The 19,147-nt window shown below is 64.8% G+C and carries 20 protein-coding genes; 10 read left to right on the top strand and 10 right to left on the bottom strand.

Annotation, left to right across the window (positions count from 1 at the left end):
- Positions 1 to 12: 12 nt before the first annotated feature.
- Positions 13 to 840 carry a M48 family metalloprotease gene (locus ACFQL3_RS12390; protein ID WP_377054717.1) on the bottom strand — a complete coding sequence of 276 codons (828 nt, stop codon included), beginning with the start codon at positions 838 to 840 and terminating at the stop codon, positions 13 to 15.
- A gap of 335 nt (positions 841 to 1,175) precedes the next feature.
- Between ACFQL3_RS12390 and dapA the strand changes: the two genes are divergently transcribed.
- The 6 genes from dapA (at position 1,176) to ACFQL3_RS12420 (ending at position 6,908) form a co-directional block, all read left to right on the top strand.
- Positions 1,176 to 2,093 (top strand): 4-hydroxy-tetrahydrodipicolinate synthase, encoded by a 918-nt coding sequence (gene dapA, locus ACFQL3_RS12395; protein ID WP_377054719.1) that lies wholly within the window; start codon positions 1,176 to 1,178, stop codon positions 2,091 to 2,093.
- Positions 2,090 to 2,863 (top strand): 4-hydroxy-tetrahydrodipicolinate reductase, encoded by a 774-nt coding sequence (dapB, locus tag ACFQL3_RS12400; RefSeq protein ID WP_377054721.1) that lies wholly within the window; start codon positions 2,090 to 2,092, stop codon positions 2,861 to 2,863. Before dapA ends, dapB begins: the two co-directional genes overlap by 4 nt.
- On the top strand, positions 2,860 to 3,690 hold the full coding sequence (locus ACFQL3_RS12405) for a 2,3,4,5-tetrahydropyridine-2,6-dicarboxylate N-succinyltransferase (protein ID WP_377054723.1): 831 nt from the start codon (positions 2,860 to 2,862) through the stop codon (positions 3,688 to 3,690). The genes dapB and ACFQL3_RS12405 overlap by 4 nt, the downstream gene beginning before the upstream one ends.
- A gap of 52 nt (positions 3,691 to 3,742) precedes the next feature.
- Entirely contained in the window at positions 3,743 to 4,972 is a 1,230-nt protein-coding gene (lysA, locus tag ACFQL3_RS12410; protein ID WP_377054725.1) for a diaminopimelate decarboxylase, read from the top strand.
- A 3-nt stretch (positions 4,973 to 4,975) separates the two neighbouring features.
- Positions 4,976 to 6,055, top strand: coding sequence for a M20 family metallopeptidase (locus tag ACFQL3_RS12415; protein WP_377054727.1), 1,080 nt, complete (start codon positions 4,976 to 4,978; stop codon positions 6,053 to 6,055).
- Between the two features lie 79 nt (positions 6,056 to 6,134).
- Complete coding sequence (locus ACFQL3_RS12420; protein WP_377054729.1) at positions 6,135 to 6,908, top strand: SIMPL domain-containing protein; 774 nt, start codon at positions 6,135 to 6,137, stop codon at positions 6,906 to 6,908.
- Between the two features lie 18 nt (positions 6,909 to 6,926).
- On the opposite strand, the gene purB is transcribed toward ACFQL3_RS12420, so the two are convergent.
- Positions 6,927 to 8,309 carry an adenylosuccinate lyase gene (gene purB / locus ACFQL3_RS12425; protein ID WP_377054731.1) on the bottom strand — a complete coding sequence of 461 codons (1,383 nt, stop codon included), beginning with the start codon at positions 8,307 to 8,309 and terminating at the stop codon, positions 6,927 to 6,929.
- A gap of 168 nt (positions 8,310 to 8,477) precedes the next feature.
- Here purB and purH point away from each other — a divergent pair, with 168 nt between their 5' ends.
- The 3 genes from purH to ACFQL3_RS12440 all read left to right on the top strand — a co-directional run bounded on the left by purH (position 8,478) and on the right by ACFQL3_RS12440 (position 12,255).
- Entirely contained in the window at positions 8,478 to 10,094 is a 1,617-nt protein-coding gene (gene purH, locus ACFQL3_RS12430) for a bifunctional phosphoribosylaminoimidazolecarboxamide formyltransferase/IMP cyclohydrolase (protein WP_377054733.1), read from the top strand.
- Positions 10,095 to 10,370: 276 nt separating this feature from the next.
- Positions 10,371 to 11,447: a two-component system sensor histidine kinase NtrB gene (locus tag ACFQL3_RS12435; protein WP_377054735.1), complete on the top strand. Its 1,077-nt coding sequence runs from the start codon at positions 10,371 to 10,373 to the stop codon at positions 11,445 to 11,447.
- 43 nt (positions 11,448 to 11,490) lie between these two features.
- Positions 11,491 to 12,255 (top strand): hypothetical protein, encoded by a 765-nt coding sequence (locus ACFQL3_RS12440; protein WP_377054737.1) that lies wholly within the window; start codon positions 11,491 to 11,493, stop codon positions 12,253 to 12,255.
- Positions 12,256 to 12,261: 6 nt separating this feature from the next.
- On the opposite strand, the gene ACFQL3_RS12445 is transcribed toward ACFQL3_RS12440, so the two are convergent.
- The 3 genes from ACFQL3_RS12445 to ACFQL3_RS12455 form a co-directional block, all read right to left on the bottom strand.
- Positions 12,262 to 12,846: an NUDIX hydrolase gene (locus ACFQL3_RS12445; RefSeq protein ID WP_377054739.1), complete on the bottom strand. Its 585-nt coding sequence runs from the start codon at positions 12,844 to 12,846 to the stop codon at positions 12,262 to 12,264.
- A 77-nt stretch (positions 12,847 to 12,923) separates the two neighbouring features.
- Positions 12,924 to 13,400 carry a DUF7109 family protein gene (locus tag ACFQL3_RS12450; protein WP_377054741.1) on the bottom strand — a complete coding sequence of 159 codons (477 nt, stop codon included), beginning with the start codon at positions 13,398 to 13,400 and terminating at the stop codon, positions 12,924 to 12,926.
- A 52-nt stretch (positions 13,401 to 13,452) separates the two neighbouring features.
- Positions 13,453 to 14,580, bottom strand: coding sequence for a glycosyl transferase family 2 (locus ACFQL3_RS12455; RefSeq protein ID WP_377054743.1), 1,128 nt, complete (start codon positions 14,578 to 14,580; stop codon positions 13,453 to 13,455).
- A 129-nt stretch (positions 14,581 to 14,709) separates the two neighbouring features.
- On the opposite strand from ACFQL3_RS12455, the gene ACFQL3_RS12460 reads away from it, so the two are divergent.
- Complete coding sequence (locus ACFQL3_RS12460) at positions 14,710 to 14,880, top strand: HVO_0758 family zinc finger protein (RefSeq protein WP_377054745.1); 171 nt, start codon at positions 14,710 to 14,712, stop codon at positions 14,878 to 14,880.
- A 1-nt stretch (position 14,881) separates the two neighbouring features.
- Here the strand turns inward: ACFQL3_RS12460 and ACFQL3_RS12465 are convergent, their stop codons facing one another.
- From ACFQL3_RS12465 to ACFQL3_RS12485, 5 genes are all read right to left on the bottom strand, one after another.
- Positions 14,882 to 15,970: an aldo/keto reductase gene (locus ACFQL3_RS12465; RefSeq protein WP_377054747.1), complete on the bottom strand. Its 1,089-nt coding sequence runs from the start codon at positions 15,968 to 15,970 to the stop codon at positions 14,882 to 14,884.
- 33 nt (positions 15,971 to 16,003) lie between these two features.
- The gene (locus tag ACFQL3_RS12470; RefSeq protein ID WP_377054749.1) at positions 16,004 to 17,161 is read right to left on the bottom strand and encodes a DHH family phosphoesterase; all 1,158 of its coding nucleotides are present in this window, start codon (positions 17,159 to 17,161) and stop codon (positions 16,004 to 16,006) included.
- 96 nt (positions 17,162 to 17,257) lie between these two features.
- Positions 17,258 to 18,145, bottom strand: coding sequence for an SDR family oxidoreductase (locus ACFQL3_RS12475; protein ID WP_377054751.1), 888 nt, complete (start codon positions 18,143 to 18,145; stop codon positions 17,258 to 17,260).
- A 56-nt stretch (positions 18,146 to 18,201) separates the two neighbouring features.
- Complete coding sequence (locus ACFQL3_RS12480; protein WP_377054753.1) at positions 18,202 to 18,630, bottom strand: DUF5791 family protein; 429 nt, start codon at positions 18,628 to 18,630, stop codon at positions 18,202 to 18,204.
- Positions 18,631 to 18,678: 48 nt separating this feature from the next.
- Entirely contained in the window at positions 18,679 to 19,137 is a 459-nt protein-coding gene (locus tag ACFQL3_RS12485; protein WP_377054755.1) for a DUF7283 family protein, read from the bottom strand.
- Positions 19,138 to 19,147 lie beyond the last annotated feature (10 nt).

Raw genomic sequence — 19,147 nt, forward strand, 5'->3', positions numbered from 1 at the left:
CGGCCGTCGGTGCTATCGGTGATCCCGGAGGCGCGCGATCCGCTCCTCGGTCGAAGGGTGCGTCGAGAGTAGTTTTTTGAGTCCGTCGCCGGTGCCGAAGATACAGAGTGCGGCGACCGAATCGTCCATCTCGACGTCGGTTCCCTCTGCGCTACGCTGGATTTTTTCGAGCGCTCGCGCGAGCGGTTCGCCCGATCCGATGGCGTCCGCGGCATCGCTGTCGGCGACGTACTCGCGGTACCGCGAGATTGCCATGACGAAGACCATCACGAGCATCTGCGTGACGATGCCGACGACGAAGGCGAGCACGAAGTTAGCGATGCTACGCTCGCCAGTGAGCAGAACGATCCACTGGGCCGCGATGCCGACGATGGCGGCGACCGACTGGGCGACCGTCATCGTCACGACGTCGCGGTTCCGGATATGCGCGAGTTCGTGAGCGATCACGCCGTTGAGTTCCTGCCGGTCGAGGACCTGTATCAGTTCGGTGGAGACGACGACGGTTCCCTTGCCCTTCCGGCCGGTCGCGAAGGCGTTCGGCGTGCCCATGCTGGCGACCATCAGCCGTGGCTTTTTGATCCCCATGTCCCGCGAGAGGGACTCGACGGTCTGGTGGATCTGTGGGTATTTCTCTTCGGACATGTCTTCGGCACCGACGCTCCGGAGCGCCAACTTCGTCCCCAGAATATACTGGATCCCGATGAAGGCTATTGTCAGGATGCCGACCAGCCAGAGCGGCCAGCCGAACGATACGACTGCGACCAGCGCGGCCAGCGAGAAGAACGCAAACAGGATGGTGCTGACGATCGCCATCCTGATCTTGAGACCTACATGTCGCATGCCTACCGATAACTGTCGGCAACTGATAAGTCGTATGGCAGAGAATATGCGTGTTAACAGACGACATGTATTGCGTACCATGCATCTCGCCATCCACGGAGCAGCCATCGTCGGCGAGAACACAAACCCTAAGTTCGGCCGCTCGGACAGTCTCTACTGTGTACGGACTCGCTCGACGGATCGACCTGCGTGCCGGATCCCCGAGCGAGTGCTCCGTAGCCCTTTCTAAAAAACGCGGCCGATAGGGACTCCCGGCGAGTGTGGCACCCTCGTCGCGGGTCCGATCCCGGCCGCGGATGGATCGATTGATACCGACCGATCACGACATACCAGACATGACAACGAACCCCTTCAACGGCGTGTTGCCAGCGATGGTGACGCCGTTCAACGAGGACGAGAGCATCGATCACGAACGACTTCGGGCGGACGCACAGCGCCTCGAAACCGCCGGCGTCGACGGGCTTGTTCCCGTCGGCTCGACCGGCGAGAGCGCGACGCTAAGCCACGACGAACACGTCGAGGTCGTCGAGACTGTCGTCGACGCTGTCGAGGACGTGCCCGTCATCGCCGGAACCGGGAGCAACAACACCCGCGAGGCGCTGGAACTCTCCGCACGCGCTGCGGACGCCGGTGCCGATGGCCTACTGCTCATCTCGCCGTACTACAACAAGCCCGAACAGCGCGGCTTCGTCGAGCACTACACCCAGGTCGCCGACGCCGTCGACCTGCCACAACTCGTCTACAACGTCCCCTCGCGGACCGGGCAGAATATCGAACCGGACACCGTCGTCGAACTCGCATCCCACGAGAACATCGCGGGCCTGAAGGCCGCCAGCGGCGATCTGAACCAGATATCGGAGGTCATCGAGCGAACACAGGACGAGGACTTCACGGTTCTATCGGGTGACGACGGACTGACGGTGCCGATGCTCTCTATCGGCGCCAGCGGCGGGGTTAGCGTCGTCGCAAATCTCGAACCCGAACGCACCTGCGCGATGGTCGGCGCGGCGCTCTCCGGCGACTTCGAGCGAGCGCGAGCGCTACACCACGAACTCGCTCCGTTGGTTCGGGCGCTGTTCACGGAGACGAACCCGATCCCGGTCGTCGAGGCGATGAATATCCGCGGACACGCAAAGCCGGTCGTCCGCTCGCCGCTGACGCGACTGTCCGCGGAGTATCGGGACGAACTCGCCGAGATTCTGGCGGATCTCGACAGCGAGACCGTGGCCGACGTCGCGGAGGCAGACCGATGACCGAGAACGTAACACGGATCGCAGTCAACGGCGCGGCCGGTCGGATGGGCCAGACCGTCATCGAGACGGTGGCCAACCGGGCGGATCTGGAGGCCGTCGTCGGCATCGACGTCGCGGACGCGGAGGCCGTCGACGGCGTGCCAGTCGTCGCACCCGACGAGGCCACCGACGCGTTCGCCGAGTATACCCCCGACGCACTCATCGACTTCACCATCCCCGAAGCGACGCTGGGCGTCCTCGACGCCTGCACCGAGCACGAGGTCGCACTCGTCGTCGGGACGACCGGGTTCCACGAGGACGAACTGGAACGCCTCCGCGAGACGAGCGAGCACGTCCCTGTCCTGAAAGCGACCAACTTCTCGCGGGGGATTCAGGTGCTGCTCCGAACCGTGGGCGAGGCCGTCGGCGCGCTCGACGGCTACGACCTCGAACTGATGGAGACCCATCACAACGAGAAGATAGACGCGCCCTCGGGCACCGCAAACACGATTCTGGAGACCGTCCAGGAGGAGCGTGACGTCGAACCGGTGTACGGACGCGAGGGCCACGCCCCCCGTGACGAGGACGAAATCGGCGTTCTCGTGCGGCGGGCGGGCGACATCCGCGGCGAGCACGAACTCGTGCTCGCGGGCAACGACGAGGTGCTCTCGCTGTCCCATCGCGCCGAGGACCGGGGCGTCTTCGCCGCGGGCGCAATCGACGCCGCGGCGTGGGTTGCCGGGCGAAATCCGGACTGGTATACCTTCGGAGCGGTAATCGACGATTCATGAGTCTGCAGACAGACGTCGAAGCTCTCTGGCAGCGCAAACAGGACGGACTGACGGCCGACGACGCGAGCACGGAGGACCTGGCCGTCCTCGAAGAGTTCCTCGCTGCACTCGAAGCGGGCGACATCCGGGCCGCCGAGAAACACGGCGACTCCTGGGAGGCAAACGAGTGGGTCAAACAGGGTATCCTGCTCAACTTCGGCCTTCGCCACACCAGCCCCCGCGACCACGGCGGTGTCACCTACCACGACGTCCTCCCACTACGCGAGACCGACGACCTGGGCGAGCGCGGCACGCGCAACACGCCCGACGGGACGACGATCCGCCGGGGCGCATACCTCGGCGAGGACTGCATCATGATGTCCCCGAGTTTCGTCAACATCGGCGCACACGTCGGCGACGGTACCCTGATCGACTCCGCCGACACCGTCGGCTCCTGTGCCCAGATCGGCGAGAACGTCAAACTCGGCGCGAACACGCTGATCGGCGGCGTGCTCGAACCCGTCGAGGACGCCCCCGTCATCGTCGAGGACGGCGTCTCGCTGGGTGCTGGCTGTCGGGTTACGAGCGGCTTCGTCGTCGGCGAGAACAGCGTCGTCGGCGAGAACACGCTACTCACCCCGCGGATTCCGGTCTACGACCTCGTCGAAGAGGAAGTGCTCTACGGCGAACTGCCCGCGAACCGGCGTGCGTTCCAGCGCTTCGTCGAGTCCTCTGTGAGCGACCACGAGATGATCGACGGCGGCGCGTTCAAGCCGGCAGTCGTCGCGACCCACATCGAGGAGGAGACGCTCGAAGCGACCGAGCGCGAGGACGCGCTACGGGAGTAATCGGCCGCCCCGAACCAGAACATTCAGGGCCGCGACGGCCATGGACCGGGTAATGACCGACCTCGCCGATTCGCCGCCCGTCCGTCGGCTTGCCGACTGGGATATGGCCCGGTTGGAGAGCCTCGCAGCGGAGCACGGCACGCCCCAGTACGTGATCGATCTCGATCGCGTCACGGAGAACTACACACGATTTTCTGCGGCGTTTCCCGACGCCCACGTCATGTACGCCGCGAAGGCCCACACCGGCAAAGCAGTCCTCGAAGCCCTGCTTGACGCCGGCGCGGACATCGAGTGCGCCGCGTGGGGCGAACTCCAGCGCTCGGTCGAGGCGGGTGCGGACCCGAACACGCTCCAGTACACCGCGGTCAACCCACCGGACCACGACCTCGACTACGCGGTCGACCTCGCCGAGGACGCGCCGGGACTCACCATCACCATCGGCGCGACCGACACGCTCGACCGACTGGCCGAGCGCGGCTACGATGGCCGGATCGCCATCCGGATCAACCCCGGCATCGGGACGGGCCACCACGAGAAGGTCGCCACCGGCGCGGACGCGAAGTTCGGCATCCCCTACGAGCGAGTGCCCGAGGTCGCCGAGCGCGTCCGCGAGGAGTTCGAGTTGGTCGGCCTGCATGCCCACGCGGGCAGTGGCGTCCTCACGGATGGCCTCGAAGAGCACTGCAAGGCCATCGAGCGCGTCGGCGAGATGGCCCGCCGCGTCGGCGACCTGGAGTTCGTCGACGTCGGCGGCGGCTACGGCGTCCCCTATCACGAGGACGAACCGCCGCTCGACCTCGACGTCGCCAGCGAGATGGTTCGCGAGGCCGTCGGCGATATCGACGCGACGCTCAAACTCGAACCGGGCCGGTATATCGTCGCCGACGCCAGCCTGATCCTCACGACGGTGAACACGATCAAGGAAGCGCCCGATACGACGGTCGTCGGCGTCGATGCCAGCCTTGCGACGCTGATCCGGCCGGCGATGTTCGGCTCGTATCACCCGATGTACAACGTCTCCGCGCCGGAGCGCGACCCACATCCAGTCACCGTCGGCGGCCCCGTCTGCACGAGCGCGGACGTGTTCGCTCACGACCGCCCCATCGCGCGGCCCGAGCGCGACGACGTGCTCGCTATCGGCAACGCTGGCTCCTACGGCTACGAACTGGCGAGTCAGTTCCACTCCCAGCCACGGCCGCCCGAAATCGCGCTCGAAGACGGCGAGTCCCGCGTCGTTCGACGCCGTGAGACGCTGGACGACGTGACCCGCGTGGAGCAGTGAACGATGGCGTTCGACCTGACTGAATTCCACGCCGACGCGGTGAAGACGCCCTCTCACGAGTCCGTCGACGCCATGCGCGACCTGCTGATCGAGCGACTTCGGAGCGAGGGCTACGACACGGAGGTCGACGACCGCGGCAGCGTCGTCGCGACGCGTGGCGAGGACGACGGCCCACATCTCGTTCTGAACACGCATATCGACACGGTCCCGCCGCATCTCCCCTACGAACGCGACGGCGAGGTCGTCCGCGGGCGAGGGTCCTGTGACGCCAAGGGGCCGCTCGCCGCACTGCTGTCGGCCTTCCTCGGCGCGGAGATCGGTCAGGGACGGCTTACGCTGGCGATCACACCGGACGAGGAGACCACCCAGACCGGGGCGAAAGCCCTGAGCGAGCGACTCGCTGCGGACGGCTACATCGTCGGGGAGCCGACCGGGCTGGACGTCTGTATCGGCGCTCGCGGCCAGTGTGAGGGGCGGGTCGTGATCGAGGGCGAGAGCGGTCATGCCGCCGACGTCGACCGGTCCCGGAACCCGATCCACGCCGTCAGCACGGTGCTCCGGGCGATGGAGACGTACGACGAGACCGAGGGGCCGGGCGAGGATAGTGTCCTCGGGAGTCCCAAACTCACGCCGACGGCGCTCGGCGGCGGCGACGCGCCGAACCGCGTCCCCGGGAGGGCGACGATCACCTTCGACCGGCGGAGCGTCCCGCCGGAGACCAGCGAGTCGTTCGCGGCCGGTCTCCAGAGCCACCTCGACCGAAACGTCCCGGAGACGATCACCGCGAGCGTCGAACTGATCCGGCCCGACACGCCGTTTCCCGATCCGTTCGTCACCGACGAGACGGCTCCGCTTGTCGACCGACTTCGGGACGCGAGCGGCGGCGATGTCCGGCCATTCGGCGCGGCGACCGAGGCCTCGTACTTCGCGAGCGACGCGCCAACGGTCGTCTTCGGGCCCGGCGTCCTCGCCGACGAGGAGGGGGCAGTCGCCCACTCCGAGCGCGAGTACGTCCGACTCGATTCGGTCCGGGCGGCAGCCGATGCGGTGACCGAGACGGCACAGTCCGTGCTCGATACGTGACGGGATCCCGCGCCAGAAAACTACAACTGCCGTTTTAGTTTACGGTAACTTAACCGTATATCCGTTCCTCTCCCCGCGTATGCGACGACGAAACGTCCTCCTTGCGAGCGGAGCAGTTGCATCGACCGCCCTCGCCGGCTGCCTCGGCAGCGCGGACGAGGAGACCGACCCCGGCGACGACAGTGATTCCGAGCGGACAATCACGGTCTCCGAATCGGGCGAAGTGAGTGCGGAACCCGACATGGCCGTCCTCCAGGTCGGCGTCGAGGCGACCGGCGACGACCCCGGCGCGGTCCGTGACGAACTCGCCGAGCGTGGCGACGCGCTCTACGATGCGCTGGTCGAGTATGGGATCGACGAAGACGACATCACGACCAGTCGGTTCCGCATCCGCGAGCGGGTCGACCGCGAACGGATGCGGGCAGAGGGCGTGGAACCGAGTTCCGAAGAGGATCTCGAACCCTACATCTTCTATCTGGGCACCCACTCCTACCGTGTCGAAGTGCAGGCAGTCGAGAACGCTGGCGAGGTCGTCGATACCGCGGTCGACGCCGGCGCGGATACGGTCGACAGTATCCGGTTCACCCTGTCAGAGGAGAAACGCGAAGCGCTACGACAGGACGCCCTCGAAACCGCGCTGGCGGACGCCGATGCGGAGGCCGAGTTCGTCGCCGGACAGGTCGACGCCACTATCGTCGAGGCGAAACACGTCGACACGTCGGGCGGTCGGGTCAGCCCCGTTCGTGAAGAGTTCGATATGGCAGACGGAGCGGCGTCCCCACCCGAAACCTCCTTCGAACCGGGCGACGTCACGGTGAGCGCCACGGTCGAGGTCCGGTACACGATGGAATGACATCCGGCGTCGGCGCGCCTACTCGATGTCGTCGACGATTTCGCTGGCGATGCCGACGTAGGTCTCCGGCGAGAGCGCTTTCAGTTCGGCTTCGACCGAGTCGTCGACGTCGAGGTCCTCGAACAGTGCACGGAAGTCCTCGATGGTGACGCGCTCGCCGCGGGTGAGTTCTTTGACCTGCTCGTAGGCGTCCTCGTGACCCTCCCGTCGGAGAATCGTCTGGACGGCTTCGCCGATGATCTCCGGCGTGTTCCGGAGTTCATTGCGCATGACCTGCTCGTTTGGCACGACCTTCGAGAGGCCGTCCTGCAGTTTGCTGTAGCCGATCAGGCAGTGGCTGAGTGCGACCCCGATGTTGCGCTTGACCGTCGAATCCGAGAGGTCGCGCTGGAGCCGGGAGGTAGTGATGTAATCGGCGAGGAACTGTAGATCCGAGTTGGCTTTCGAGAGGTTGCCCTCGCTGTTCTCGAAGTCGATCGGATTGACCTTGTGTGGCATCGTCGACGAGCCAGTCTCCCCGTCGGTCGTCTCCTGGCCGAGATAGTGGTCGGAGATGTACAGCCACATGTCGAGGTCCAGATCGAGGATGATGTTGTTCGTCCGTCCCAGAGCGTCGAACAGGGTCGCGAGGTCGTCACAGGGGTTGACCTGCGTCGTCGGCGAGACGTACTCCAGATCCAGCCCGGTGACGAACTCCTCCGCGACCGACCGCCATTCGATCTCGGGATACGCGGCGACGTGAGCGCCGAAGGTGCCGCTCGCGCCGCCGAGTTTCCCCGCGAGGTTTTCGGTCGCCCGCTGGACCTCGGCATTCGCACGACCCAGACGCGCGGCGTAGACCGCCATCTCCTTGCCGAACGTGGTCGGCGTCGCTGGCTGGCCGTGGGTCCGAGCCAGCATCGGAAGGTCGCGGTACTCGCGGGCCAGTTTCGTCAGGTCGTTGCGGGCGCTCAGTAGCTCCGGGAGTATGACGTCCTCCATGGCGTCACGCACGAGCAGTCGGTGTGCGAGGTTGTTGACGTCCTCGCTGGTGAGTCCGAAGTGGATCCACGGCGAGAGCCCGTCGAGCCCCTCGGGCAGTTCGTGGCGGATGAAGTACTCGACGGCTTTGACGTCGTGGTTCGTCGCGTCGTAGCCGGCGTAGCCCTCGGTTTCGAGCTTCTTGATGACGTTTGCGTCCTCCTCGGTGAAGTTCTTGTACAGCGAGCGGAGCTGCTGGCGTTCCTGCATGTCGAGTTCGATGTCGATCCCGTCCGTGTCGGCCAGGGTCACGAGATACTCGATTTCGACGCGGACCCGTGCCCGCATCAGTCCCGCTTCGCTCGCGTACGGGGAGAGCGATGCGGTCCGACCGGCGTAGCGGCCGTCGAGTGGCGAGACGGCGTAGAGGGATTCTGTCATGAGAAATGCTGGCGCGGCTGAGATCAAAAGCGTGTCGGAACTATGAGCCACGGATATGGATAGATCTGAGGCAGTTACCCGACACTGACGCGGCACATATACATATTTGTGCATACTTTGCTCGATCGTATCGCAACTACTTTTGTCGATGCGCGCGGCGTCTCAGTCATGACACGGATCGCGGGCATGGCGAGCAATCGGGGCCGAAACCTCATGCATGTCGCGGACATCGCGCCCGGCGGCGCGGAGTTCGCGGTCGTCCTGACGAACGACGCCGACGCGCCGGTGCTGGAGAAAGCCGCCGAGCGGGGGGTTCCCACCGAAGTCGTAGAGCGCGAAGAGGGAGAGAGCCGACAGGAACACGAGGCACGGGTCAACGACGCGCTGGCCGAGTACGAGTTCGATCTGGTCTGTCTCGATGGCTACATGCGGATCCTCTCGGACGCCTTCCTCGGCGTACAGCCGACGACGCTGAACGTCCACCCCTCCCTGCTCCCCTCGTTCCCCGGAATGGACGCCTGGGGCGACGCGCTGGCAGCTGACGTCTCGGTCTCGGGCTGTACGGTCCACGTCGTCACGGACGCGACGGACGCCGAGGGCGAAATCATCGAAAGCGAGGTCGACGGCGGGCCCGTCGTCACGCAGGAGCCGGTGCCCGTCTACGAGGGCGACGACGAGGACACCCTGGCCGAGCGAATCCTCTATCAGGGCGAGTTCGCGGCGTACCCACGGGCAGTGCGCTGGTTCGCCGAAGGGAACGTCCACATCGACTACGAGGCCGGCGAGGTCACCGTCGATTCGGATACGGCCGAACAGCTTCCGGAGCGACACGTCGAAACCGCCGACCGCGACACCGAACTCCGGTACGGCGAGAACCCGCATCAGGACGCCGCGGTCTACGTCGACAACACCTGTGAGGAAGCGAGCGTCGTCGGCGCGCCACAGCGAAACGAGGGCGCGAAGGGGATGTCGTACAACAACTACAACGACACCGACGCCGCGCTGGGCATGGTCAAGGAGTTCGACGAGCCAGCCTGTGCGGTCATCAAACACACCAACCCGGCGGGCTGTGCAACTGCTGACACCCTCGCAGACGCCTACGAGCGCGCCCTGTCGACGGACGCCAAGAGCGCCTTCGGCGGCATCGTCGCTCTGAACCGCACCTGCGACGCCGCAACCGCCGACAAGGTCGTCGACTCGTTCAAGGAAGTCGTCGTCGCGCCCGGCTACACTGACGACGCACTCGACGTGCTGACCGAAAAGAAGAACCTCCGCGTGCTCGATGTCGGCGAGTTCGGCGACGAGTACGAGCCACTTACGCAAAAAGACCTCGTCGGTGGACGGCTGATCCAGGAGCGCGACGACCAGACGCTCTCCGCCGAGGACCTCGAAGTCGTCACGGAGCGGGAACCGACCGACGAGCAGATCGAGTCGATGCTCTTTGCCTGGCAGACGATCAAACACGTCAAATCGAACGCGATCCTCTTTGCCACCGGTACCGAGACCGTCGGCGTCGGCGCGGGGCAGGTCTCCCGCGTCGACGCGGTCGAGATCGCGACGATGAAAGCGGACCGAGACGCGGACGGTAAGTCCGCCGAGGGAGCGGTGATGGCCTCGGACGCGTTCTTCCCGTTCCCGGACGGCATCGAGAAGGCCGCAGAAGCGGGCATCGAGGCTGTGATCCAGCCCGGCGGTTCGGTCAACGACGAGGACGTCATCGAGGCCGCAGACGAGAACGATATTGCGATGGTGATGACCGGCCAGCGGTGCTTTAGGCACGACTGAGCGGCAGCGAAGGACTGTCTAAAGCTGGAAAGACGACCAGAGGGAGTCTTTCGGTGTTTCCGTCACGATTACTGTCGGAAACTCATCAGAGCTTCCTCCGACGGGAGTTCGCTGATCCGCGACGGAGACGGACTCCGCAAGCACGTCGAAGTCGCCGCTACCTGAGTCCAGCCCGGACCCGTAATTGCTCTTTACGATGGTGTTACGCCATGTTTACTGGCTATCGACCCCGGTCGTATCCGAACATTATTCCGGAGCCACGTCCTACGAGTTCCTGTGAAGGAGCCAGGGTCGAGTGACGAAGACGAGGCCGATCCAGCCGTGGATCCGTCGCTCGTCGCCGGGGACGACGCCGGGTTCTTCCGGACGCTCGTGTCGAACACGTCCGAGGGGCTACTTACGATCGATAGCGACAGCACCGTCGTGTTCGCGAACCCCGCCATCGAGCGGATTCTCGGGTACAGTCCGGAGGAGCTGGTCGGCAGTTCCAAAATGAAGATCATCCCGGAGCGGCTCCGATCCGATCACGCGGCAGGGTTAGAGAAGTATCTGGCGACCGGCGAGCGACATATCGACTGGGACGGCGTCGAACTCCCAGCACAGCACAAGGACGGTCACGAAGTGATCGTCTCGATCAGTTTCCGGGAACACGAGTACGACGGCGAGCAGCTGTTCACCGGCATATTCACCGATATATCCGAGCGAAGAGAGCGCGAACGGAAACTCGAAGAAAAGAACGAACGGCTCGAGAGCTTCGCGTCGGTCGTCTCGCACGACCTTCGGAACCCGCTTGGCGTCGCGACCGCGTATCTTAGCCTGGCACAGCAGAGCGATACCGAAGCCGTCGAGGAGCTTCACGAGGTCGAGCAGTCGCTGGACCGAATGGAGCGGATCATCGACGACCTGCTGTGGCTCGCACGGAGGGGTCGTCAGGTCGGTGAAGAGGAGTCGATCGAGCTATCGGCGGTCATCGAGGACGCGTGGCAGACGACCGAAACCGCCGAGGGAACGCTGGAAACGGAGTGTGACTGCGTAATCCACGCCGATTACGACCGGATCACACAGCTACTGGAGAACGTCTTCCGGAACGCGATCCAGCACGGCGGCGAGGAAGTCACCGTTCGAGTCGGGCCGCTACCGGCTGGGTTCTACGTCGAGGACTCCGGCCCGGGAATCGACGCGGAGGTACAGGGCGATATCTTCAGTCCGGGCACCTCAACCGATGAACTGGGGACCGGTCTGGGACTGTACATCGTCGAGAGCGTCGCTGACGGTCACGGATGGGAGATCAACGTCTCCGACGGAAGCGACGGCGGAGCCAGATTCGAGTTCACTGGCGTCACGTTCGAGTAGGTCGACCGGGAGTTTCTTGTCGCTCTCCCTCCACGTCACCCCTATGTCCGACTTCGACGCGTGTTACTTCTGCGGTACCGCCGTGGACGCTCCGATAGCCACTTACGACGTGGTTCCAGGCGCAGTGAGCGACGAGGCGGGGCCGACTGCGGCGCTGTGTCCCTCCTGCAAGGGAAAGCTAGAGAAGGTGTTCGAACCCGCACTCCGGAGACTCGACTGGCCGGGTGCAGAGACAGAGATAACGCTCGACGTGGCAGACGAAAGCACCAGATCACGAGGCCATACTGACGAAGTCGCCGCCGAACAGTCGACGGGGCAGCCAACCACGGTGCGGAGTAGAGACGACAGCAATCCCGACGAGACGTCTCCAAGCGCTACCGAGGCTGTCACAGCCGACGCAGAGGCCTCGACCGGAAGCCAGTCCACAGGATTCGACGAGGGGATCGAAATACCGCCGGCAGACGCCGACGAGCAATCCGAGCCAGTGGTCGATGACGAGCCCACAGGTGCGCACGACGACCCGATAGCCGCTCCGGAGAATACGGGTGAGTCTCAGAGAGCCGACGAGCCATGCGAAGACCCGACAGCGGAGAGCACCCCTGAACGTCCTGACACGGAGACGTACAACAGGGTCGTCAGACTGCTACAGAACCGTGAGTTTCCGGTCGATCGCTCGGAGTTCGAGACGCTGGCCAGTTCGGCTTACGAGGTCACGCCCGGGGAGTGTGAGCGCGTGATCGACTATGCGATTCACCGTGGCGAACTGGCCGAGAGTAGCGGAATGTTGCAGAAACCGGACGGAACGTAGCACCAGTCAGGCCAGATCGCGGTCGATCCGCTCGGGAGCGCGCCAGTTAGTCGTTCGCTCCAGGAAGTCGACGACGATCCGGCCGGTCGCCCCCCAGATCGTGTAGCCGTCGACGTGGAAGTAGTGGATCACGATCTCCCCGTAATGTGGGTGATCGCGGAACTCGCTTTCGTAGTTCTCCGAGGCGAGCAGTGCGGAGACCGACACGACGATGATCTCGGCGACTTCCGACTCGTTGGGAACGTACTGGCGATCCGGGACGCGTGCGACGACGGGGGTGACCGCGTACTCAGTGATCGTCCGGATGTCGTCGAGTCGCCCGACGATACTGGCGTCGGCCGGGTCGAGTGCGATCTCTTCGTTCGCCTCCCGAAGCGCCGTCTCGCGGCTATCGGCGTCCTCTGGCTCGCGGCCGCCACCGGGAAAGCTCATCTGGCCCGGATGCTCCCCGAGGTGGTCGGCGCGTTTCGTAAACAGGAGATAGCTCTCACCGTCGCGCTCGATCACCGGCACGAGCACTGCCGCATCGTGGGGCTCGTCGGTGATCGCACACGGTTCGTACGCCGCGACGCGGTCCAGATCCAGTTGCATCGATCGGTCGCTACCGTTCGATACGGACTCCGGATGTATAGCGTTTCAGAATCCGTCCTGTCCCCGTCCGCCAGTGGCTACTCCGCAGTCGTCGTGGCGTGCTCGTCGAGTCGGTCGCGGACGCCGCCGAGATCGACTGGAGCCCACGCCTCGACGTCGTAACTGACGTCGATCAGGCTCTCGACCCGGTCGGTGTCCCCGGCGTCGATGGCCGCGTCGGCGTCCGATTGGAGACGATCGGCGACGATATCGCCCAGATCGTCACGGTCCAGTGACCGGTCGGGAACCTCCATGATGTGTGGCAGGTCCTCGGCGTGGTCGGGAAGCGTCGGGAACGCGGCCGGCCCGGTCACGAGACGCTCTTCGTCGGTTCCCTCGTACCGCACGAGATAGTACGCGTCGACGGCCTCCTGAATCGTCGCATCGATCGCCTCCTCGTCGGGTGTGTCTCCCCGCCGAGCGCCGAGCTCGACGAGCGCCTGTGCCAGTTCGGCCCGCGTCAGGCCATCGAACAGGTCGACGACGCCTGCGAGGTCGTCGAGCGTTGCAGTCATAGTCGATGGCCCGTCGCGCGGGCCATTAGTCGTTTCCCTGTCTTCTCGGATCTCATTCCTCGCCGGACGGGACGGCGGGCCGATCGAGCGCTCTTCGCCCTGCCCGTTCGACATCTGCTGGCGAGATCGGCGCGTCGTTCCAGGCGGGAAGGCGACCGTCGACATCCGGCGGCCCCACGGCTCCGGCGTAGGCTTCGATCTGTTCGCGCTCGGCCTCGGCATCGAACTCTAAGTTGTTGAGCGAGGCATCGAGGGCGTACTGGTCGACCAGCCGGTTTGCTGCCGTCCGGTACGCTGTGGGCAGGGATTCGTACGCGACGTCGATGTCGTGGTCGGCGAGGACCCGAAACAGGGCGGCTCCGACGTGTTCGGCCATGTCGGCGAGACCGGTGTTGCCGCCGACTGCTCGGTGGTCGTGTTCGTGGTAGCCGAGATCGACCTGGGCCGTCCCGTCGAAGCCGGAGTGGTCGAACGCCTCGCCGAGCGTCCCGATTTCCAGCCCCCAACTCGGCTGTGCCCGGATCGATTGGGCGAACTCCGCGGTCATCGCGAACTCGCCGGCGAGTGCGTATCTGAAGGCGTCGAGATATCGCAACACTGGCGCTTGCTGTCGATCACTGAGCGCGCGGACCAGCGGCGCGACGAACAGGCGGAACAGCCGGCCGTACAGGCGCTCATCCTCGATTCTGGCGTAGTAGCCCTTCGAGAACGAGTAGCCCTGGGCAAGCGGCGCGAGGAGGCGGGGGACGTGTGCGTCCGAGTAGGTCGTCGCATCGGCGTCGTGGACCGCCACGTACTCGTGGTTGGCGGCCGCTACGCCCAGCGCGAGCCAGACGTCCCGACCCTTCCCTCGGTCGGTCGGGATGCCGTTCCGGGCGAGTAGTGATTCGACGGGAGGACTGTTGCACCAGAGGAGTCGAACGTCGAGGTCGAACCCGTCGAGGTCGAACCCGTCGAGCCAGGATCGGAACTGCTCGACACGCTCGGGGGGCGATCTGAGCGGAACGACGACACGGTCGGGGCCGACGGTTGCGAGCGTCGAGAGAATGTGTTCGGCGGCGGGTGCTCCGTACTCACGATGGGTCATGGGAACGACTACAGCACTGCTATCCGTCGGAGCCGTCGGTCTGGGACCGGTGAAGTCGTGCACCGTTGCAATCCGCTCCTGCACGTATTCCATCAAACCCTAGTTGGTCTGTGGCTTCAAAACCTCGGCGTTTCCGGCCGTCGTTTCCGGACAGGCCGGTCAGGACGGTTTTGTGACACCAACCCCCGGTCTTTTTGCAGGTTGGTTACATCTGTTGGGAGTATGAAATCGGTCCGCAAAGCGTTACGTGACGGGAGTCTGGAGAAGGACACGTACGAGCGGGTCGTCTGCGGTGACTGCGAAGAGAAGTTGAAGACGGAGAACGATCCCGACGAGATCGGCTCCGTTCGCGTCTGTCCGGACTGTGATGGCCGCTGGAAGGAGATCCGCTGAGTTACTCGAAGACGGCGTCGAACGCGTCGGCACCGAGCGGATCGTAGCTTCCGGCCGCGAGGTTCTCCTCGACGTGTGCTGGCGAACTCGCGCCGACGAGCGAGCACGTCACGCCGGGAGCGCTTCGGGCGAAGTTGATCGCTCGCTGTACCGTCGTGTCGCCATCGAGACGGGCCGCGATATCCTCCGGGAGACTATCAGCTAGCTCTCCCTGTGCGATGCTCGCGCTGGTGAAGACGTCCAGTCCAGCCTCCTTGGCGAACCAGAGCGCGCTCTGTCGGCCGTCCGGCGAGTCGTGCGCCTCGACGCTGAACGCGTCAGCCATCACCACGTTGAACGGCAACTGGATCGCCCGGAGATGCGTCGCCGTGTTGCCCACCGTCTCGGCCGCCGACCGGGCCCGCGAGATCACTTCCGACAGGGACAGATAGCGCTCGTGGTCCGGCGGAACCCGGAAACACTCCCACGAGGCGACGCCGTACCGACGGATATCGCCGGCCGCCGCACGCTCTTCGAGACGCTCGAAGGCGGCCTCTAGCTGGTCGTACACCGCTGACTGCGAGTGCTCGGCTAGCTGTGTCTCGGGGTTGTGGACGTAGTACAGATCGATCGTATCGAGCCCCAGATTCTCCAGAGACCGGTCGAGTTGGTGGTCGAGGAAGTCGGAATGGATGGAGTGTTGCCCGCCGACGAGCGAGTCCCGCGGGACGAGTCCACTGTCGACGTACTCCTCGAGGACGTACTGGCCCGGGTCGTCGGGTCGGTCACCGTCGAACGGGACGAACCCGCCCTTTGTCGCGACGACGACCGCCTCGCGGTCCACGTCAGCGTCAGCCAGTGCGTCTCCGACGACCCGTTCGCTGCGCTGGCAGCGGTAGTTGATCGAGGTGTCGACGACGTTGATCCCCCCCTCCAGCGCCGTCCGGATCGCCTCGTAATAGCGCTCGTCGACGTCGTCAGTCGGGTCACCGAGATAGGTTCCGATCCCGATCGAAGAGACTAGCCCGTCGCCGAACCGCCGGAAATACGTCCGGCCGAACGACTCGTGAAACCGGTCGCGGTACGACCACGTTCCTGTGCTCGTTGCCATACCCAACGTTGGGGCCTGGGCCCGAAAAGTACACTAGATGTCGCCCGACATCGCACTGAACAGGCGATCGGTGAACTGCTCCTCCGAGATCCCTTCGGACGGCCCGATGCCTTCCATATGTGCGATCGATATCTGGCCGCCGCCCATGCGTGCGTGCCCCCCGGCGCTCGCCATGGGAATGTCCGACGTGACCGCGGAGAGGACATCGCCCATGTGGACCCGGTCGTCGCGCGAACGCCCCGAAAGTGTGAGTTCTCCATCACGGTTGCCGTAGACGACGACCGCCGTCACCCCCTCCAGCGTGAGCAGTTCGTCAGCGGCCTGGGGGATGGCATCGATATTTGAGACGTTGCCCACGTCCGCGACCGCAAACGACCCCCTCACTGTCCGCTCGCGGATCGCCCGCGCTTTGATCTCGAGGGTCTCCGCGCTCACCTCCGGGTTCGCGATCCGGTCGAGCGCGTCCTCGTCGATTCCCGGGAACAGGTAGCCCGCTGCCTCGAACTCCGACGGTGTACAGCCTTTCGTAAGGTGGTCCGTATCCGATTGGATGCCGTACAGCAGTCCCGTCGAGACCTCCCAGGGGACGGGGAGGTCGACCTCGTCGTCGTCCTCATCGGGTTGGGCACCGATCCCACGTATGTACTCCGCCATAATCGTCGCACAGGCACCGTAGTTCGTCCTCGCATCAGTGAACGACTCGGCTTCACCGCCGCCGGGGTGATGATCGATCAATGCATCCGGAGAGAGCCCTTCTGCCCCGGAAAAACCCCGTGGGCGGTTGTGATCGACGAGGACGAGTCCCTCACTCTCTATCTCCTCGGCGGACTCGATCCGCGTCAGATCGACGTCGAGAACAGTGCGAAACGCCCGGTTCTCCTGATGTCTGATCTGGCCCGAAAACAGGAGTCGTGTGTCGGTATCGACGGTGTCTGCGAGAAAGGAGACCGCCAGCGCGGAGGACATCGCGTCGGGATCCGGGTTCGGGTGCATCAACACGTCGACGCTGTCGTATCCCCCGAGCATGCGCTGGAAGCGGTAGCCGGGCGAGCGTCGAAACCAGCGGATCAGCAGCCATGTCAGACCTAAAAGCGTCACTACGACGGCACCGCCGAGCAGGAGCGTCGTGTCAACGTCGACGGCACGGAGCGCGTCGTCAACGACGCCACGACGGACCATGGCGTACCGCATAGTCGTTGTGAGACCCCGACCGGGCATGAAAGTTCGCCCAAGGGTATATGTACGATCCGCTTCGAGCAAGTATCTTGGCGACGCTACCGAGGAGAGTCAGTCGGCCCGATACGCCTCGATTGCGGCCCGATACCCCTCCCGATAGGTCGGGTACGCGAACTCGTAGCCCGACGAGCGGAGTCGGTCGTTCGAGCAGCGCTTGCTCGTCAGGATGCGTCGCCGTGCGGCCTCGGAGAGCCCCGGATCGTCGAGTCGCTCCGCTTTCGTCCGTTTCGGCGGGGCGTCGACCCCGCACTCCGCCGCCAGCCAGTCCGCGAACTCCCACTTCGAGACCGGTTCGTCGTCAACCACGACGAACGTGTCCGCCGCCGGCCGGGTCTCCAGCAGGTATGCCACGGCACCCGCGGCATCGTCCCGGTGTACCATGTTCAGATACCCTTCGGTAACGGGACCGTTGAGATATCGTTGCAGTCGGTACCGGTCCGGTCCGTAGAGCCCGGCGAACCGGGCAACAGTCCCGTCGATTCCGTACTCTCGGGCGACCTCTGTCGCGATCCTTTCGGCCTCCGCAAGCACTTCGGTCTTTTCGGTCGTCGGATCGAGCGGCGTCGTCTCGTCGACCCAGTCGCCGTCGTGGTCGCCGTACACGCCGGTACTCGACGTGTAAACGAGCTGTTCCGGCGATCGGTCGCGCTCACCGAATGTCTCGATCGCAGTCCGGAGCCCATCGACGTAGATGTCGCGGGCGGCGTCGGCACCGCGTCCGCCCGAACTCGCGGCGAAGACGAGCGCATCGACGTCCGGCACGGTCGCCAGTTCATCAGGGCTGGTCACGTCCGCCCGGACCGCCTCGAAGCCTGCCGCTTCGATGGCATCGATCCCCTCGTCCGAGCGCCTGACGCCGAACGGCTCGTGGCCCGACGTCGAAAGCTGTCGACCGAGTTCGATCCCGACGTAACCACATCCGAGAATCGCAACGCGCATACGGGTGCTTCGGGCTACGACGTGTTAATCCCACGTTTTGGTGCGAGTGCTGGTTCTCAGACCTGTCGATCCGCGATGACGTACTCGATCGCGACGAACTCGTCAAGCGTCATCGGCGCGCGTCGTTCCAGTTTCTGCTGGATCTCTTTTGCGGAGAGGTCGAGCGACAGTTCACCCGCGAGCGAATCCACGTCGAGGACGGCCATCGACATCCCGAGCAACAGATGTTCACACGCCATCGTCTCGATGGTCTCCGCGTCAGGATACGCCTCGCCGAGTGCGAGTATCGCGGCGGCGTCGGGAAGTGCGATCGACGTGGACTCTCCATCAGCGAGCGCCGCCACCGTATCGGGGTCGACCTCGGTCTCCGCAACGACTGTGTCGCGTCCCACGCTCTCGATGACGGCTCGAAGTTCCTCGTCGTACTCCGCCCGAAGCCCCTCGACAGAGAGCCCCTCGACGTCTACGCGCTGGTCCTGCAACATATCGGATCGGTACGGCCGGGCGCACATAGCCGTTGTCTCTCGGGACGCTCAGGTCCCCACCAGTGTCACCTCGATACCCTGCCATCGGACCGGTCTGACGCGTACTTCGTCGACATCCATCTGCCACTCGGCTGTCCGATCCTGGGCCGCTTCGACGCTCGCCTCGAACGCCGAGGCCGTGTCGAACAGGTGGTCCGGGCGTGCACCCTGTAGTAGCTCCCAGAGCAGTGTCCCGTCACGGACGGGCGTCATCTCGGCCGAAACCTGCTCGCAGGTCACAGTCGCTGCCCGTCTGCTTGCTATCCGGTCGGGTTCGATCCGGATCGCATCCGCGGACACCGGGTACGTCCCCGTCGAGACCTGCGGACTCTCACTGATGACGTCGACTGCCGCTGCTAGCCCGCTCGCGTCGTGGGTTGTGCGTCCACGCGACTGTGCTGCTAGTCCGATCAGTGCCGTCGCGGGGAGCGCTCCCGCGGTCCAGAGGTCGCCGGCCAGTTCGATCATGGCCTGCCAT

This window comes from Natronoarchaeum sp. GCM10025321 (genome assembly GCF_042663585.1).
In the GTDB taxonomy this organism is placed as follows: domain Archaea; phylum Halobacteriota; class Halobacteria; order Halobacteriales; family Natronoarchaeaceae; genus Natranaeroarchaeum.

Bases quoted from the DNA above. Each gene is read 5' to 3' on its own strand.
- ACFQL3_RS12390 (WP_377054717.1), bottom strand. From the start codon at position 840: ATGCGACATGTAGGTCTCAAGATCAGGATGGCGATCGTCAGCACCATC.
- dapA (WP_377054719.1), top strand. From the start codon at position 1,176: ATGACAACGAACCCCTTCAACGGCGTGTTGCCAGCGATGGTGACGCCG.
- dapB (WP_377054721.1), top strand. From the start codon at position 2,090: ATGACCGAGAACGTAACACGGATCGCAGTCAACGGCGCGGCCGGTCGG.
- ACFQL3_RS12405 (WP_377054723.1), top strand. From the start codon at position 2,860: ATGAGTCTGCAGACAGACGTCGAAGCTCTCTGGCAGCGCAAACAGGAC.
- lysA (WP_377054725.1), top strand. From the start codon at position 3,743: ATGACCGACCTCGCCGATTCGCCGCCCGTCCGTCGGCTTGCCGACTGG.
- ACFQL3_RS12415 (WP_377054727.1), top strand. From the start codon at position 4,976: ATGGCGTTCGACCTGACTGAATTCCACGCCGACGCGGTGAAGACGCCC.
- ACFQL3_RS12420 (WP_377054729.1), top strand. From the start codon at position 6,135: ATGCGACGACGAAACGTCCTCCTTGCGAGCGGAGCAGTTGCATCGACC.
- purB (WP_377054731.1), bottom strand. From the start codon at position 8,309: ATGACAGAATCCCTCTACGCCGTCTCGCCACTCGACGGCCGCTACGCC.
- purH (WP_377054733.1), top strand. From the start codon at position 8,478: ATGACACGGATCGCGGGCATGGCGAGCAATCGGGGCCGAAACCTCATG.
- ACFQL3_RS12440 (WP_377054737.1), top strand. From the start codon at position 11,491: ATGTCCGACTTCGACGCGTGTTACTTCTGCGGTACCGCCGTGGACGCT.
- ACFQL3_RS12445 (WP_377054739.1), bottom strand. From the start codon at position 12,846: ATGCAACTGGATCTGGACCGCGTCGCGGCGTACGAACCGTGTGCGATC.
- ACFQL3_RS12450 (WP_377054741.1), bottom strand. From the start codon at position 13,400: ATGACTGCAACGCTCGACGACCTCGCAGGCGTCGTCGACCTGTTCGAT.
- ACFQL3_RS12455 (WP_377054743.1), bottom strand. From the start codon at position 14,580: ATGGAATACGTGCAGGAGCGGATTGCAACGGTGCACGACTTCACCGGT.
- ACFQL3_RS12460 (WP_377054745.1), top strand. From the start codon at position 14,710: ATGAAATCGGTCCGCAAAGCGTTACGTGACGGGAGTCTGGAGAAGGAC.
- ACFQL3_RS12465 (WP_377054747.1), bottom strand. From the start codon at position 15,970: ATGGCAACGAGCACAGGAACGTGGTCGTACCGCGACCGGTTTCACGAG.
- ACFQL3_RS12470 (WP_377054749.1), bottom strand. From the start codon at position 17,161: ATGCGGTACGCCATGGTCCGTCGTGGCGTCGTTGACGACGCGCTCCGT.
- ACFQL3_RS12475 (WP_377054751.1), bottom strand. From the start codon at position 18,145: ATGCGCGTTGCGATTCTCGGATGTGGTTACGTCGGGATCGAACTCGGT.
- ACFQL3_RS12480 (WP_377054753.1), bottom strand. From the start codon at position 18,630: ATGTTGCAGGACCAGCGCGTAGACGTCGAGGGGCTCTCTGTCGAGGGG.
- ACFQL3_RS12485 (WP_377054755.1), bottom strand. From the start codon at position 19,137: ATGATCGAACTGGCCGGCGACCTCTGGACCGCGGGAGCGCTCCCCGCG.